13 protein-coding genes are annotated in these 16945 nt (G+C 59.2%); 12 read left to right on the top strand and 1 reads right to left on the bottom strand.

The annotated features are described in order from the left end of the window. The first annotated feature begins 2 nt into the window (after positions 1 to 2). The 10 genes from ACQZ6D_RS15270 (at position 3) to ACQZ6D_RS15225 (ending at position 11249) form a co-directional block, all read left to right on the top strand. Positions 3 to 2270: a chemotaxis protein CheA gene (locus ACQZ6D_RS15270; RefSeq protein ID WP_065703804.1), complete on the top strand. Its 2268-nt coding sequence runs from the start codon at positions 3 to 5 to the stop codon at positions 2268 to 2270. A gap of 13 nt (positions 2271 to 2283) precedes the next feature. Beyond that, a complete protein-coding gene (gene cheR / locus ACQZ6D_RS15265; RefSeq protein WP_019564320.1) occupies positions 2284 to 3192 on the top strand; it encodes a protein-glutamate O-methyltransferase CheR in 909 nt (302 codons plus the stop codon). Then, positions 3189 to 4244, top strand: a complete 1056-nt coding sequence (gene cheB / locus ACQZ6D_RS15260) for a protein-glutamate O-methylesterase CheB (protein WP_013635453.1) — start codon at positions 3189 to 3191, stop codon at positions 4242 to 4244. The genes cheR and cheB overlap by 4 nt, the downstream gene beginning before the upstream one ends. Further along, on the top strand, positions 4244 to 4633 hold the full coding sequence (gene cheY2 / locus ACQZ6D_RS15255) for a chemotaxis response regulator CheY2 (protein WP_003515008.1): 390 nt from the start codon (positions 4244 to 4246) through the stop codon (positions 4631 to 4633). Before cheB ends, cheY2 begins: the two co-directional genes overlap by 1 nt. Then, on the top strand, positions 4630 to 5175 hold the full coding sequence (gene cheD, locus ACQZ6D_RS15250; protein ID WP_003515010.1) for a chemoreceptor glutamine deamidase CheD: 546 nt from the start codon (positions 4630 to 4632) through the stop codon (positions 5173 to 5175). Before cheY2 ends, cheD begins: the two co-directional genes overlap by 4 nt. 14 nt (positions 5176 to 5189) lie before the next feature. After that, positions 5190 to 5573, top strand: coding sequence for a chemotaxis protein CheT (gene cheT / locus ACQZ6D_RS15245; RefSeq protein ID WP_003515012.1), 384 nt, complete (start codon positions 5190 to 5192; stop codon positions 5571 to 5573). 131 nt (positions 5574 to 5704) lie between these two features. After that, positions 5705 to 7387 carry a flagellar basal-body MS-ring/collar protein FliF gene (gene fliF, locus ACQZ6D_RS15240; RefSeq protein WP_003515013.1) on the top strand — a complete coding sequence of 561 codons (1683 nt, stop codon included), beginning with the start codon at positions 5705 to 5707 and terminating at the stop codon, positions 7385 to 7387. Between the two features lie 372 nt (positions 7388 to 7759). After that, positions 7760 to 8491, top strand: a complete 732-nt coding sequence (gene visN / locus ACQZ6D_RS15235) for a transcriptional regulator VisN (protein WP_003515014.1) — start codon at positions 7760 to 7762, stop codon at positions 8489 to 8491. 58 nt (positions 8492 to 8549) lie between these two features. Next, positions 8550 to 9251 (top strand): transcriptional regulator VisR, encoded by a 702-nt coding sequence (visR, locus tag ACQZ6D_RS15230; protein WP_003515015.1) that lies wholly within the window; start codon positions 8550 to 8552, stop codon positions 9249 to 9251. Positions 9252 to 9401: 150 nt separating this feature from the next. Beyond that, positions 9402 to 11249 (top strand): methyl-accepting chemotaxis protein, encoded by a 1848-nt coding sequence (locus tag ACQZ6D_RS15225; protein ID WP_065703805.1) that lies wholly within the window; start codon positions 9402 to 9404, stop codon positions 11247 to 11249. A 55-nt stretch (positions 11250 to 11304) separates the two neighbouring features. Here ACQZ6D_RS15225 and ACQZ6D_RS15220 read toward each other — a convergent pair whose 3' ends face one another. Further along, positions 11305 to 14814 carry a PAS domain-containing hybrid sensor histidine kinase/response regulator gene (locus ACQZ6D_RS15220; RefSeq protein ID WP_003515030.1) on the bottom strand — a complete coding sequence of 1170 codons (3510 nt, stop codon included), beginning with the start codon at positions 14812 to 14814 and terminating at the stop codon, positions 11305 to 11307. Between the two features lie 216 nt (positions 14815 to 15030). On the opposite strand from ACQZ6D_RS15220, the gene mscL reads away from it, so the two are divergent. Together mscL and ACQZ6D_RS15210 are read left to right on the top strand one after the other, a co-directional pair. Continuing rightward, entirely contained in the window at positions 15031 to 15459 is a 429-nt protein-coding gene (mscL, locus tag ACQZ6D_RS15215; protein WP_003515034.1) for a large conductance mechanosensitive channel protein MscL, read from the top strand. A gap of 152 nt (positions 15460 to 15611) precedes the next feature. Continuing rightward, on the top strand, positions 15612 to 16778 hold the full coding sequence (locus ACQZ6D_RS15210) for a pyridoxal phosphate-dependent aminotransferase (RefSeq protein WP_448729797.1): 1167 nt from the start codon (positions 15612 to 15614) through the stop codon (positions 16776 to 16778). The last annotated feature ends 167 nt before the right edge of the window (positions 16779 to 16945 follow it).

Genomic DNA, 16945 nt, shown 5'->3' with positions numbered 1-16945 from the left:
CGATGGATATGAACGAAATCAAGGAAATCTTTTTCCAGGAATGCGAGGAACAACTCGCGGAACTGGAATCGGGGCTTCTTAAATTGAATGACGGTGACCGTGATCCGGAAACCGTCAACGCCGTTTTCCGTGCCGTTCATTCCATCAAGGGCGGGGCGGGTGCCTTCGGTCTGGATGATCTCGTGGCCTTCGCCCACGTTTTTGAAACGACCCTCGACTGCGTTCGCTCCAACAAGCTGGAACCGACACAGGACGTCCTGAAAGTCATGCTGCGTTCCGCCGACGTGCTGGCGGACCTGACCAATGCGGCAAGAGACGGCGGCAGCGTCGACGAAAGCCGCACCCGTGGCCTCGTCAAGGAACTGGAAGCCCTGGCCAACGGCGAAACCGTCCACGCATCCGCGCCGGTGGCAGCGCCGGTTGTCGCAAAGATGCCGGAACCCGTCGCGCCCAAGCCGACGGACGATAGCGGTTTCGAGCCGATCCCGTTCTCCTTCTCGGACTTTGCCGATGAAACGACGCCGTTGATGGAGATGCCGTCTTTCCAGATAACCTTCAAGCCGCACGCATCGCTTTATTCGAAAGGCAATGAAGCAGCCCTTCTCCTGCGCGATCTCTCGCGCATCGGTGAGATGAGCGTCAATTGCGACCTGTCGGAACTCCCCTCGCTCGACAAGCTCGATCCAGAAGCGTCCTATTTCTCCTGGACGGTTTCGATCTCGACCGACAAGGGTGAAGAGGGTATCCGCAGCGTCTTCGAATTCGCCGAATGGGATTGCGATCTCGAAATCACCCCGATTCTCTCGGAAACCGCTGCGGATGCGGAAGAGCTGCCGATGATCCCGGTTCCGTTCGACCTGTCGGCTCTCGACGGTGATGCGGAAGGGGAAACGGCCGTTGTGACCGCCGGGGCGGAAGAGCCCTACGTTGCCGCAGTCGTCGAGGCTGCCGTCGCAACGACGCAGATCGCCCAGAGCGTCAACGCCGCCATCGAAAAGCGTGAGGCTGCGGCAGCGCCGGCCGCAGCGCAGGCGAATGCCAATGCCGCGGCCAATGCAAGCGCCGGCCAGACCATCCGTGTCGATCTCGACCGTGTTGACCGCCTGATCAACCTCGTCGGCGAGCTTGTCATCAATCAGGCGATGCTGTCGCAGAGCGTCATCGAAAACGATGCGAGTGGCACGTCTGCCGTCAACATGGGTCTCGACGAACTCCAGCAATTGACGCGCGAAATCCAGGACAGCGTCATGGCGATCCGTGCGCAGCCGGTGAAGCCTGTCTTCCAGCGCATGTCGCGTATCGTTCGCGAAGTTGCCGACATGATCGGCAAGCAGATCCGCCTCGTTACCGAAGGCGAGAACACGGAAGTCGACAAGACGGTCATCGACAAGCTGGCCGAACCCCTGACGCACATGATCCGCAATGCGGTGGACCACGGGATCGAAACGCCGGAAAAACGCGAAGCCGCTGGCAAGAACCCGGAAGGCACCATCAAGCTTTCGGCCAAGCACCGGTCGGGCCGCATCCTGATCGAGCTTCAGGACGATGGCGCGGGCATCAACCGCGAGCGTGTTCGCCAGAAGGCGATCGACAATGATCTCATTGCCGCCGATGCGAACCTCACCGATGAGGAGATCGACAATCTGATCTTCGCGCCGGGCTTCTCTACCGCGGACAAGATTTCCGACATTTCCGGCCGTGGCGTCGGCATGGATGTGGTCAAGCGTTCCATTCAGGCGCTTGGCGGCCGTATCAACATCTCCTCGCGCCCCGGTCTTGGCTCGACCTTCACCATGAGCCTGCCGCTGACGCTTGCCGTTCTCGACGGCATGGTGGTAACCGTGGCCGGGCAGACGCTTGTCGTTCCGTTGACGGCGATCGTGGAAACCCTGCAGCCGGAAGCGAAGAACATTCACTCCTTCGGCGCCAACCAGCGGCTGATTTCCATCCGCAACTCTTTCTGCCCGCTGGTCGATGTCGGACGCGTTCTGAACTTCCGTCCGACCCAGGCCGATCCTGTGGAAGGTGTGGCGCTTCTGGTGGAATCGGAAGGCGGCGGCCAGCGCGCCCTGATGGTCGATGCGATCCAGGGACAGCGCCAGGTCGTCATCAAGTCTTTGGAAGCCAACTATACCCATGTTCCAGGCATTGCCGCCGCCACCATTCTGGGTGACGGACGCGTTGCGCTCATTCTGGATGTCGACGCCATCGTCAGCGCTTCGCGCGGGCAGCCACTGAAACAGGAAATGTCACTCGCGGCGACGGGTTGAAGGCGGATATCCAATGGCAGCACTTAATCTCAGCGATCAGCGACAGTCTCCCGATGACGTTCTTGCCAGCGGCGAATATCCGCTGACGAGACGCGATTTGTCGGAGATCGCTGCGATGATCTACGCGGATGCGGGCATCTATCTCAACGACACCAAGGCGTCGCTGGTCTATTCGCGCTTGTCCAAGCATATCCGCAATCTCGGACTGGCCGGGTTTCGGGAATATTGCGCACTGGTGTCATCGCCCGATGGAGCGGCTGCACGCCGCGAAATGCTGTCGCACCTGACGACGAATTTCACGCGCTTCTTCCGCGAGAACCACCATTTCGAACACCTGCGCGACGAGGTCCTGCCGGGCCTCATTGCAAGGGCAAAGACTGGCGGGCGCGTCCGCATCTGGTCGGCCGCCTGCTCAGACGGGCAGGAGCCCTATTCGATTGCGCTCACCGTGCTCGCCATGTTTCCCAATGCGGCGGACTACGATTTCAAGATCCTGGCGACGGACATCGATCCGAAGATCCTGGCGCAGGCCCGTGCCGGTGTTTACGACGACAACGCGCTCGAAACCGTGTCTCCCGCCATGCGCAAGCAATGGTTCACGGAAGTTGATGCTGGCGGTCGCCGCAAGTTCCGCATCGATGACAAGGTCAAGCGCCTCATCACCTTCAATGAACTGAACCTGATGACGCAATGGCCCTTCAAGGGCAATTTCGACGTCATCTTCTGCCGCAACGTCGTCATCTATTTCGACGAGCCGACCCAGATGCGTATCTGGACGCGTTTTGCAGGCCTGCTGCCGGAAGGCGGTCATCTTTACATCGGCCATTCCGAAAGAGTGTCCGGCGACGCCAAGAACCTGTTCGACAATACCGGCATCACCACCTACCGCTACATTGGTCACACGTCCGGGAGGAAGGCATGAGCGCACTCGCACGGGTCCTCGTCGTCGATGATTCCCCCACCATGCGTGGCCTGATTTCCGCCGTCCTCAAGGCCGATCCGGAGGTTGAGGTGGTTGGGCAGGCCGGCAATGCCATGGAAGCGCGCGCCGCCATCAAGCAGCTCAATCCCGATGTCGTGACGCTCGACATCGAGATGCCGGAAATGAACGGCCTCGAGTTTCTCGAAAAGATCATGCGACTGCGGCCGATGCCGGTCATCATGGTCTCGTCCCTGACGCACCGCGGCGCGGATGCCTCGCTCGCCGCGCTTGAAATCGGTGCTTTCGACTGTGTCGGCAAGCCGGCTCCAGGCGATGCGCGCCCCTTCGGCGACTTGGCCGACAAGGTGAAGGCCGCCGCACGGTCGCAACACGCAGCTTACCGCGCGGCGCGCCCGGAACCCGTTGTCGCAGCCCAGCCGACCCCGGTCAGCGATTATCGTGCCGGCCGCAAAGTCGTCGCCATCGGCTCCTCCACCGGCGGTGTCGAGGCACTGATTGCCGTGCTCCAGAAGTTTCCGGCCAATTGTCCGCCGACGGTCATCACCCAGCACATGCCGCCGACTTTCACCAAGAGTTTCGCGGAACGGCTGAACCGCATCTGCGCACCCGTCGTGGAAGAGGCGACGGATGGCGCGCGCCTGCAGACCGGCAAGATCTACCTTGCGCCGGGCGGTGAACGCCATTTGCAGATTTCCAATCGCAACGCGCCGTGCTGCCGGCTTATCGAGCGCGATCCCGTCAACGGCCATCGCCCTTCAGTTGATGTGCTGTTCGATTCGGTCGCCGAGCTTGCCGGACGCAACGCCGTCGGCGTCATTCTCACCGGCATGGGCCGGGATGGCGCGGCCGGGCTGCTGAAAATGCGGCATGCCGGTGCGCGAACCGTCGGCCAGAACGAAAAAACATGTGTCGTCTACGGCATGCCCAGAGTGGCCTTTGAACTTGGCGCCGTTGAACTGCAATTGCCGCTGGCCTCAATCGGCGAAGAAATCCTGAAACTAACCACTGCCCGCAAAGAAGGTGCTGACTAATGTCTCTCGCAGAAAAGATCAAAGTTCTGATCGTCGACGATCAGGTGACCAGCCGGCTGCTGCTCAGCGATGCGCTGACACAGCTCGGCTTCAAGCAGATCACTGCCGCTGGCGACGGCGAGCAGGGATTGAAGATCATGGAGCAGCAGCCCCATCATCTCGTTATCTCCGACTTCAACATGCCCAAGATGGACGGTCTCGGTTTCCTGCACGCCGTGCGGGCCAACCCGACCCTCAAAAAGGCGGCCTTCATCATCCTCACCGCACAGGGCGACCGTGCGCTGGTGCAGAAGGCAGCGCAGCTCGGCGCAAACAACGTGCTGGCCAAGCCCTTCACCATCGACAAGATGCGCGCAGCCATCGAAGCGGTTTTCGGATCGCTGAAATGATTGAAGCTGCGGCCAAGCGCGTACATATCATTCAGGGCGAGTACAAGGTTGTCAGCGATCCCGACGTGGTCATGACGACGATACTCGGTTCGTGCGTGGCCGCCTGTCTGAGAGACCCCGTTGCCGGCATTGGAGGAATGAACCACTTCCTGCTGCCGGGAACGGGCAACGTGACCGGTGGGGATGCGACGCGTTATGGCGTGCATCTTATGGAACTGCTGATCAACGGTCTTCTGAAGAAGGGCGCACGCCGCGACCGGCTGGAGGCGAAGGTTTTCGGCGGCGCAAAAACGATTGCCAGCTTCTCCAATGTCGGTGAGCAGAACGCCATCTTTGCCATGCAGTTTCTGAAGGATGAAGGCATACCGGTCATCAGCTCCTCCACGGGCGGGGATCATGGCCGCAAGATCGAGTTCTGGCCGGTTTCGGGCCGTGCACGACAGCATCCGCTGAGCGGCGCGGAAACCCAGAAGACGGTCGCCATGGAAACGCGTCCGGTGCCGGCACCCAAGCCCGTCGCCAACGACATCGAATTTTTTTAGTCACGGAGTTTCCAATGCAGATTGCAAACAACACCGGCACCACTCCGTTCGAAGAAGCCTTGCCCGACGTTCTGATGCGCGTGGTATCGGAACTGCACGATGTCGCCTATCTGATCGAGCGCATCGAGCCGCAACTGCTGGAAGCGACAAGCGGCGAATTGTCCAGCGATGGCGTCAAGCTCTTGCAGGGCATCGACCTTGCCGTCCAGAAAACCCGCGGCCTTGCCGAGTTCATCGATACCGTCACCGGCTCTATTCCCGGTGATTGGATCGTGGATGTCTCGACCGCGCTCAGCCTCGTCAAGCTGGCCGAAATGCAAAAGGCGCTGGGCGCAGCCATCCGCCACGGCCATTCGCAGCCGCTGGACAAGGTCGCCGGAGACTTCGATCTGTTCTAGACAGCATTTATCTGGCGGTTCCCTTCGTTTCGCGGATTGCGGATAAAGGCAACGCTCGCGCAAGCTTCGCACCCTATTGTCATTACGGGGCCAAAAGGTCTCGGACTCTATGAATGACGGTGCGGAACAGAATGAATCTGTTAAATCAAATCCCTCAGGTCTTGAAGAATTTCGCGGCGCTGGGTCAGACACGGTTGTTGATGCTGGGCGGCGTGGGCATTTTGTCCATGGCCATTATCCTTGCAGCAGCACTTTACGTGAACCGTCCCGCTTACGAGACCCTTTATGTGGGACTTGAAAAAAGCGACCTCAACAAGATCAGCATTGCACTCGCCGAAGCGGGGCTGGACTTTCAGGTTGGAACGGATGGCGCCAGCCTCCAGGTTCCGGTCGGCCTCACCAGCAAGGCAAGGCTGCTTCTGGCCGAGCGCGGCCTGCCTGACAGTGCCAATGCCGGTTATGAGCTTTTCGACAATGTCGGTTCTCTCGGCCTGACTTCCTTCATGCAGGAAGTGACCCGGGTTCGCGCGCTTGAGGGTGAGATCAGCCGCTCCATTCAGCAGATCGACGGAATTGCGGCCGCACGCGTCCATATCGTCATGCCGGATGTCGGTAATTTCCGCCGCGGTGAGCAGAAGCCCACCGCATCGGTCATGATTCGAGCCAATGCCACCGCCGGGCGCAAGGCGTCCGCTTCCATCCGTCATCTCGTCGCCTCGGCCGTTCCCGGCCTTGAAGTCGATGACGTGACGCTGCTCGATTCCACCGGCCAGCTCCTCGCTTCCGGTGACGACGTCACCAACGCCGCCATGAACCGCTCGCTGACGCTGGCGCAGAACGTTCAGCAGGAAATCACCACCAATATCGACAAGGCGCTGGCGCCTTTCCTCGGCATGGATAATTTCCGCTCCAGCGTGACGGCGCAGCTCAATACCGACAGCCGGCAGATTCAGGAAACTGTCTACGATCCGGAATCGCGCGTCGAGCGCTCCGTCCGCACCGTTAAGGAAGACCAGAAGTCCCAGGAAACGCAGCCCGATACGGCCGCGACCGTGGAACAGAACGTACCGCAGGCAGCGCCCCAGGGCGGCGCAGGTGGCCCGCAGTCTTCCGACCAGTCTGCCAAGAAGGAAGAGCAGACCAACTACGAAATCAATTCCAAAACGGTCGCCACCGTCAAGAATGGCTATACCGTCGAGAAGATTTCGGTCGCCGTGGTCGTCAACAAGGGTCGCATCGCCAAGATGGTCGGCGAACCCGTCGACCAGGCCAAGATCGACGCCTATCTTGCCGAAATGCAGAAGATCGTCACCTCGGCTGCGGGGGTTTCCTCCGATCGCGGCGATATCGTCACGCTGACGGCGATGGACTTCCTCGAAACGCAGCTGCTCGACGAAGCCGCAAGCGGGCCGGGCATCATGGAAGTGCTCAGCCGCAATTCGGCAGGCATCATCAACTCGCTCGCCTTCGTCGCTGTTGCTTTCCTCGTGGTCTGGCTCGGTGTACGCCCTCTGGTTCGTACGGTCACCGGCAACGGCGCGGCAGCAGGCCAGATCAGCCAGGAGACCGCAGGCCTCGAACTGCCGGATTTCTCTCCCGGCATGGATGCGGGTGCTGGTGGTCTCATGGAAGGGTTTGGGGCGGATTTCGGCTTCGACAGCACCGACGATCTTCTGGCAGGCGGCGACAGCGAAGGCACCTTCAACCGCCGGGTTCGCGAAGGACCCGAGCGCAGGCTCTCCCGCATGGTGGAAATCAGCGAAGAACGCGCAGCCAAGATACTTCGCAAATGGGCAGTGGAAAAAGCTGCATGATTTTGAAAAAGGCCGGGGTTATCCCGGCCTTTTGCGCATTTCCGGGTTCTTTGGTATCTTGGCGCCGCGCGCCGTCGCATTCCCGCTTTGGGACACTGTTTACAAAAAATTCAGCAACGATACAGTTTGCTGGGAATAGGCTGAGAATGCCGTTTATGGATTGGTCAGCTTTTCAGTATGTTTTTTAGGAATAGACGAACAAGGAAATACGTGGAAAGGCTGGTGTCAGGTAATGGCAAATCCCAGTCCGTTCCATAAAATGAAGTGATTCGGTCTCCGGGGGCTCACCATCCCATTTTGGTAAGCTTCTCGAATGGAATGATTCCATCCCGAGGTATAATCTCCCCATTGGGAGCAAGAGGGCGTAGGCGATTGAAAGTCGATGTTGATATCCGCAGGCTGTCTGCCAAGCCTATGGAGGGCATGGGTAAGCCCTTGCCACGCGACCAGCTTGCCAAGAACGTCGCAGCCTCGGCCGCTGCCGGCAACGTTTCAGGCGCGCTGGATCTGCTCGTAACCTACGCCGGCGCCTCGCATTATCTGCTGGCGCGGGAGGATCTTCTCGAAGAAACCGGACTGAAATTCATCATCACATCCGACTGGCCTTTCGATCTGGTGCGCAGGCTTGGTGCCGAACTCGCCAACAGCCAGAACAGATCGAGCGAAATGGAAAAGTGCCTTTCGCTTCTGCAGCCGCGATTGCTTGTTCTTCCGGACGACGTTTCTGTCCCCTTCGGCATCGACCGGCAATATTCGGCGCTTTCCTTCTGTGTGGGCCGCATCCGTCTTTCGCTTCTGCTGCTGTTTCCAGAACACTCGGTTCCTTCGCCGGACCGTCTGCGCGAAATCGCGCTTCTGACCGGCTATTGCGTCAGCTTCGGCATTGCCAGCGAAGCAAAGGCCGTGCGTGACATCGACCTCACAGAACGTGAGCTTGAGTGCCTGTTCTGGATCGCGGAAGGCAAGACAAGCGACGAAATTGCGATGATACTTGGCATTTCGCGCAATACGATCAATAATTACATTACAAGCGTGATGCGGAAAACCGCGACGAAAACCCGCTCGGAGGCAATCGCCTACGCCGTGCGCAACAACCTCGTATAGATGGTCGGGACCCATGGTACAGACGAAAGATAATGAGGGTACGAGTCAAAGCAGCGGTATGTTTTACCGCAGCCCTGTTGTGACAAGCCGGTCGGATCTGTTTCCGAAGCTGGTCGCCATGCAGAAACTGGTCGGCGCACGTAATTTCGTGGTGACGAAGGCTGCCGCCTCCGGCTTCCCCAACAAGAAGAAGCTGACCTGCGAGCTGGAGAACTGGGGCATGAATGCCGCCGAACAGAGCGCGCAGTTCATCCGCGCGGTCGGCGATATTCTTTTGGATCATATCGAGACATCGCTGCTGCCGGTCATCTGGCGTAACAAGAACGCCGGCGGTTTTGCCGATCTTCCTGACGTGCCGGCTTTGATGCGCCGGATCGAGAACGATACATTGCCCTATGCGGGACTGGCTTTGCCGGTGCGGCTCGGCACGATTGGCAACGGCTACATCGTTTTCTGTGGCAGCAACCTCGTTCTCGACAACGAGGTCGTCATCGAACAGCACATTAAATGCTGCGAGATCATGGTCGATATGCTGGCGCTGGATGAGCGCAAGGTGGCACCGTCTGAAGCGTTGAGCGAAAGGGAAATCGCCTGTCTGCAACTGGCGGGTGATGGCCGTATCAGCGAAGAAATCGCGGTGAAGCTCGGGCTTTCGGTACACACCGTCAACGCCTATCTGGGTTCAGCGACGATCAAGCTCGATTCCGTCAACCGTATCCAGGCGATCGCAAAGGCCATCCGGCTCGGATATATCCATTGATTGGGGAGGGGGCGGGCTTCCCGTCCCTGTAAGCCGGCAGGCGCCGGCGCGGCTTGTGTAATCCACCCTAAAAGCTGCTATCGGTACTTCGCGTTTTTTTAACAGTTGCCAACTAGAACTTTTATAAGTTTGGTTTTGGGGAACTGTTTCATGCACAACCGGCTCTTTAAGTCCGTTGCGGGTAAGGTCGTCGTGCTGACGATCGGCCTGATTGCGCTCAGCGTCGCGGCAGTTGGTTTTTCGACATACATTCGCCTGAAGGACAATATCATCACCACTGCGCTGCGTGACACGCACAGCGCGATGCGCGGCATGGCGATCCTTTACGAGATGAAGGTCGGCGGCGTGGCCCTCGAAATGGTGGATGGAGAGCTCAAGAGTATCGGCCGCGCCAGCATCGGGACACTGCGCGACAATGATCTCGTCGACCGCACGGCTGCCGGTAATGGCGGCATCGCGACGGTTTTTGAAGCCAAGGCCGGCGATTATATTCGCATGACCACCAATCTGAAGAACGAAAAGGGCGAGAGAGCAGCGGGCACGAAGCTCGCCACCGACCATCCCGCTTTCGAAAAGGTTTCCAAGGGTGAGGGTTATTTCGGCGCCGCCACGCTTTTCGGCACCAATTACATGACCGGATACATGCCGGTTCTCAACAAGTCCGGAGCGACCGTCGGTATTCTTTTCGTGGGCGTTCCCATGGCCGTCTACGAAGCCCAGATTTTCGGCCTGCGCGACCTGATGCTGATCTGTGGCGCGCTCGCCATGGTCGGCGTGGGATTGCTCGCCTATTTCGTCATCCGGCGCACCCTGCAGCCTCTAGGCAAGCTTACCGATGCGGTTAAGTCCCTTTCGGACGGCAATCTCGATACGCCGATCCCCTATGCCACCAATACCAATGAATTCGGCAACATCGCCCGCGCTCTCGTGATATTTCGCGAGAATGCGCTTGAGAAACTCGCGATCGAGGGCAAAAGCGCCGAGGAACGGTCCGTGGCGGAATCGGAGCGTCACCGCAACGATGCCGAGAAGCAGGAGCTGGACGGCCAGATCGAATTCGCAGTCAGCGAGATCGCGTCCGGCCTCGGCAGGCTTTCGCGCGGTGATCTGAGCCGCACGATCGAGACACCCTTTAACGGCCGTCTGGATCGTCTGCGCACGGACTTCAACGAATCCCTTCTCAACCTGCGCGATGCGCTGGGGCAAATCCGCGAGCGCACCCTGGTCATCCAGCATAGCGGTTTTGAAATCGAGCAATCGTCGGTCGATCTGTCGAAGCGCACGGAGAATCAGGCCGCCTCGCTGGAAGAGACGGCAGCCGCTGTCGAGGAAATCACCGCAACGGTCAGATCGTCGGCCGAGCGGGCGCGCGAAGCCAACGAGGCCGTCCGCATCACCAAACAGAGCGCCGACAGTTCCGGTTCGGTCGTCAGCAATGCCGTGGACGCCATGGGCCGTATCGAAGACGCCTCGCGCAAGATCGAGCAGATCATCGAGGTCATCGATGACATCGCGTTCCAGACCAACCTTCTCGCCCTCAATGCCGGCATCGAGGCTGCGCGTGCGGGCGAGGCGGGCAAAGGTTTTGCGGTCGTGGCGCAGGAAGTGCGTGAACTTGCACAACGCTCCGCGGACGCGGCCCGTGAAATCAAGCAGCTCATCAACCAGTCAACGCATGAGGTGAGCTCTGGATCGAAGCTGGTGCAGGAAGCGGGCACGGTCCTTTCAGCCATCAGCCATCAGATTGTCGCCGTCAGCCAGCATGTCGAAACCATCGCGACGGCGACGCAGGATCAGTCCTCCGCGCTCCACAATGTCAACGGGTCCGTCAACCAGATGGATCAGATGACCCAGCAGAACGCGGCGCTTGCCCAACAGTCGAGCGCAGCCAGCCGGGTGCTGTCGGGCGAAGTGGAAGCGTTGCTCGATCTGGTTCAGCGTTTTCAGATGGAGCAGGGCTCGGCGACCGGCCAGGATCGACTGAGCCGCGCAGCCTGACAATAGAATTTTTGAAAGTCAAAGAGCTCCCGGATCGCAAGGTCCGGGAGCTTTTTTATTCTGCCGCCGCGCGGGCCGTGCTGGATATCTGGTTGATATAGGCCCGCAGCGCGGCCGGTTTGACCGGCTTATGCTGGACGGAAATCCCATATTTTTCCGCATCGCTGCGCACTTCCGGGCTGCGGTCCGCCGTCACAAGCAGGGCAGGGATCGTTTTGCCGTAGAATGTCCTGATCAGGCGGATGGCGCTGATACCGTCGCCGTCGTCGAGATGATAATCGGCAATGATGACATCCGGTGCCGCTGACATTGTCAGGAACGGTTCTTCGAGTGTGGCCACCGAACCTGCGGGTAAGACCTCACAGCCCCATCCCGTCAGCAATAACGTCATGCCCTCGAGGATTTTCGGCTCGTTATCGATGCAGAGTACCCTGACGCCGGCAAGCCGGTCGCTCGCCACCGGATTGGCGATCCCGCCAGCGGCCTTGGCTGGCGTCAGGCGGTCTGCCTCGCGCGGCAGGTGGATACGGAATGTCGTACCTTTTCCGGGTGTGGAAATCAGCTGTACCGGATGGTGCAGCATGCGCGACAGCCGGTCGACAATGGAAAGGCCAAGTCCGAGGCCGGAGGCCGTTTTTGCACCCTCATCCAGCCGGGCGAATTCCTTGAAAACCGTGCGGAATTTGGATGCGGGAATGCCGATTCCGGAATCCGTCACCTGAATGACGACATCGCCTCCCCGGCGGCGCGCGCCAACGATGACCTTGCCACTCAGCGTGTATTTGATGGCATTGGAGACGAGGTTTTGTATCAGTCGCCGCAACAGGTTGGGGTCGGAGCGGACGGTGAGCGAGGTGGGCATGACCACGAGATCGAGGTTCTTTTCCTGCGCCATCGGCGCGAAATCGGTTTCGATGCGTTTCAGCAGCTCGTTCAGCGGCACCGATGTCATGCGCGCTTTCATCGAACCGGTGTCGAGGCGGGAAATATCGAGCACCGCGCCGAGAATGGTCTCTACCGACTCGAGCGCCGAATCGATGTTCTGGACGAGATCGCTTTCCCCCGAGGCGCCAAGCCGCTCGACCAGCGAGGAGGAATAAAGCCGCGCGGCATTCAGCGGCTGGAGGATATCGTGGCCGGCGGCAGCAAAAAACCGTGTCTTGCCGATGTTCGCCTCGTCGGCGGATGCCCTTGCCTCCGCAAGTTCGCGGTTGACGCGGGTAAGCTCGACGGTTCGTTCCGCCACCCGCTGTTCCAGCGTTTCATTGGCCTGTTTCAGTGCCTGATCGCTCGCCACTCTCTGCGTGATATCGGTGAAGGTGGCGACGATACCCTTGTCCGGCATGGTGTTGGAGCGCACTTCAATGATGCGCTCGCCGCCGCCAAGCACCAGCGAGAAAGGCAGGTCCATGGTCAGGAAACTGGTGATCAGCTGTTCCGTGTCGCCCGGCGGCATGTCGCCGCGCTCCTGCAGCATGGAAACGATGTCCGTCAGCGGCAACCCCACCTGCCCGAATTGCTCAGGTAGATCGAGAAGGGTGCGGAAGCGCCGGTTCCAGATCGTCAGCTGCTGCGAGCTGTCGAAAACGGCGATGCCCTGGTCCATCTGCGCCAGCGCCGTTTGCAGCATGTCCTGATTATATTGCAGCGCCTCGCTTGCCTGATCCAGCAGCCAGGCCGTGTCGGCGCTGGTGTCCTCCGCCTTCTGGAGAATGATCGAAAGCACGAGGCGGGCTGAGGAGGAGCCGATGGCGCTGCCCAGCAATTGTTCGGAGAAATGGATCAGCGCCATGTCGGCGGGCTGGTCGTCATTGAGCTTCCTGCCCGCCGTCTTTTCATAGGTCGCCAATGAGCGCAGCATGCGCTCTTCACCGAGATAACGGGCAATCGCGCTTTTGAGATCGCCGACGCTGACGCGGGTTTTCCAGCCGCGCGTGGCGAATTGTGATTTCGAATGGCGCTTCACGAAGATGCCGGACTGGATGCGCTCCACGGGTCGTGGGTTGCGTGAAAGCGAGCCAAGCACGAAAGCCATGCTGTTGACGAGCAGGCTGAGGATGACCGCGTTCACAAAAGGGTCGGCCTCGGGACCGTTGAAGACCGTACTGCCGGAAAACAGGAAGCCGAGAACGGTGGCCGCGACCTCTGAGTTATCAGGCCCGCCGAAGCTTGGCAGAAACAGCAGGTAGGCCCAGACGAAAAAGCCTGAACTCAAACCGGCAATCGCACCGCGCGCATTGGCGCGCCGCCAGAACAACCCGCCGAAAAGGGCAGGTGCCATCTGGGCGATGGCGGCAAATGCCAGGAGGCCGATGGAGGCAAGCCCGGTGGCGCTATCGGCCGCACGGTAATAGCCGTAGCCCAGAAGCATCACCGCAAAGATCGCTGTTCTGCGGATGTTGAGAAGCGTTTTGGCGAAGTTGTCCCGGTGCGGCGAACGGTTCAACAGCTTCTGCCGCAAAAAGATCGGCATGACGATGTCGTTGGAAATCATGATCGACAGCGCGACCGAGGCAACGATCACCATGGCGGTCGCCGCTGAAAATCCGCCGATGAAGGTAATCAGCGAAACGACCGGCATTTGATGCGCAAGCGGCAATTGCAGGACGTAAAGATCGGCGTTGCCATTGGCGCCGAGCGTCAAAATTCCGGCAAGCGCTATCGGCAGCACGAAGATGTTGATCGCAATCAGATAAAGCGGCAGCAGGAACCCCGCCATGCGCAGCTCTTCCGGCGTGCGATTTTCAACCACGGTGACATGGAACTGGCGCGGCAACAGGATGATCGCGAAACCGGAAAGCAGGGTCATCACGATCCAGCGGCTGATGGGCGTGTGATAGGATATGGCCCGCATGGCCCGTTCATTGCCCGACGCAAGTTCCCACAAATGCGAGGGGCCGTCGAAGAGGACGAACAGAACGTAAAAGCCGACGGTGCACATGGCGACGAGCTTGACGAGCGATTCCATTGAAATCGCCAGAATAAGCCCGTCCTGGTGTTCGGTGGCGTCGGTATGCCGGGTGCCGAACATGACGGCGAAGCCCGCCATGACGATGGTGACGAGCAGCGGCAGATCGAGGAAATAGAGGTTGCCGCTGCCAATGCCGTAATCGCCGGGATCGACCATCGTCGCCACCGAACTGGAGACGGCCTTCAATTGCAGCGCGATATAGGGAATGGCGCCGACAAGCGCGATGATGGCGACAATCATCGCCACGGTGGAGTTCTTGCCGTAGCGGGCAGCAATGAAATCGGCAACCGACGTCAGCTTTTCGGTTTTGGCAAGCTCCACGATGCGGCGAATGATCGGCATGCCGATGGTGAAGGCAAGGATCGGCCCGGTATAGATGCCAAGGAATTCCAGCCCCTTGTCCGCCGCAAGCCCGACGCCGCCGAAATAGGTCCAGGAGGTGCAATAGATCGCCAGACTAAGCGCATAGACGAACGGCCGCCCCTTTTTGGGAGCGTTTCTTTTCCGGCTGTTCCTGTCCCCATAACTTGCAACCGCAAACAGCAGCAGGACATAAGCGAAGGCCGAACCGAATATGATCCACCCAGGAAGCACGCATCCTCCCCATGCAACAATCCCTGAAAACGAGCATAGGCGAATTCCGGGCCGTTGAGAATGAGCGCGGTCTGATCATAAAGTTCAAGACTACCGTGCAAAAAGCCTAATAAATGCAATCTTGACGAATTCCAAATGGGACAGGGAATCTATATGGTTGAACCCGTAGGGACAGTCACATAGCTTCAGCTCGCGAAGCAGGAGAGGGACCATCTGATGCTTAACGAATTTAAAACCTTCATTGCCCGTGGCAATGTCATGGATCTGGCCGTGGGTGTTATTATCGGGGCGGCGTTCAGCAAGATCGTCGATTCCGTCGTCAACGACCTTATCATGCCGATCGTCGGTGCGATTTTCGGCGGGTTCGATTTTTCGAACTACTTCCTGCCACTCAGTTCCAGCGTCACCGCCAGCTCGCTTGCCGCCGCGCGCGATCAGGGCGCTGTCTTCGCTTATGGTAACTTTCTCACGGTCCTCATCAACTTCCTCATTCTCGCCTGGATCATTTTCCTGATGGTAAAAGGGGTCAACAAGCTTCGCGCTTCTGTCGACCGGAAAAAGATCGAGGAAAAGTCGGAACCGGCTCCGCCGCCGGAAGACGTCAAGCTTCTCACCGAAATCCGCGATCTGCTGAAGACGCGTTGAAGCTTAGATTGTCCCGGCGCGATATTGCTGACCATGGGTCAGCTCCCTCTCGCCGGGCATCCATCCATAAAGAAAATCCATGACTGTTGCACGGAATATCATGCATATCGCCCGTTCGATGCGATAAGAAGACACCAAACGGAGTGTCTTTAATGTCCATTTTGAACAGTCTGAGTGCGCGCTCTCTGGCGGCTCCCGAGAGCGGCATTGTCGAGGTCGTGAATTATGCCCGGGGACGGGACAATCTTCTGCCGCTTTGGGTCGGCGAAGGCGATCTGCCAAGCCCGGATTTCATCAACAGGGCGGCCATCGACGGGCTCAACAATGGCGAGACCTTCTATACCTGGCAACGCGGCATTCCCGAATTGCGCCAGGCGCTCAGCAGCTACTACGAGCGTCACTTTTCAGCCTCTCTATCCGCAGATCATTTTTACGTAACAGGTTCCGGCATGCAGGCGATTGCGCTTGCGGTGCAGGCGCTGACCTCGCCGGGCGACGAGATGATCTATCTCACGCCCACCTGGCCCAATATTGTTGCCGCCATCGGCGTGGCGGGCGCAAAGGCGGTCGCAGCCGGCATCGATTTCCACGATGGTCGCTGGGATCTCGATATCGGCAAGCTGGAAAGTGCGATCACCGGTAAGACGAAGGCGCTCTTTATCAACACGCCGTCCAACCCGACCGGCTGGACCGCAACGCGAGACAATCTTCGCGATGTTCTGGCACTCGCCCGCAAGCACGACCTCTGGATCGTGGCGGATGAGATTTACGCACTTTATCACTATACCGGCACCCGTGCGCCGTCGTTCCTCGACGTGATGGAACCGGATGACAAAATCGTCTTCGCCAATTCTTTTTCGAAGAACTGGTCCATGACGGGCTGGCGTGTTGGCTGGCTTGTGGCGCCGCCCGCAATCGGCCAGGTGATCGAGAACCTTATTCAATATTCCACCTCCGGCGTGGCGCAGTTCATGCAGCGCGGCGCAGTCGCGGCTCTCGACCATGGTGACGGTTTCGTCCGCGAGAACTACGAACGCGCTCTGACATCCCGCGACATTCTCTGCGATGCGCTGATCGCGACGAACCGCGTGGAAACATTGAAGCCGGATGGCGCTCTTTATGCCTTCCTCAAGGTGGACGGCGTGACCGACAGCCGCGCCACGGCTCTGGATATCGTTGACAAGACCGGCGTCGGCCTCGCGCCGGGCACCGCCTTCGGCCAAGGCGGAGAGCTGTTTCTCCGTGCCTGCTTCCTGCGCAACCCAAAGCAGATCGAAGACGCAGCCGATCGGCTTGCGTCCTATATTCTCGGCAGATAACCGCAATCCTGCGATAGCCCGCCCTGCCGCGCCGAATTTGGCCGCGGCAGGCAGATTTTCTGCCAAAAGAATCATGGCGAGCCGCTAAAACTACAACCTCACGGCGTACCAATCGACGTGCAGGCTTTTCTGTGCTATGCGCCTTGTGTTCCATTTATGAGAACATT

This window comes from Agrobacterium sp. 22-3639C2, assembly GCF_053522105.1.
Note: the sequence above shows the minus strand (reverse complement) of the source record. Positions and strands in the feature narration are given on the sequence as shown.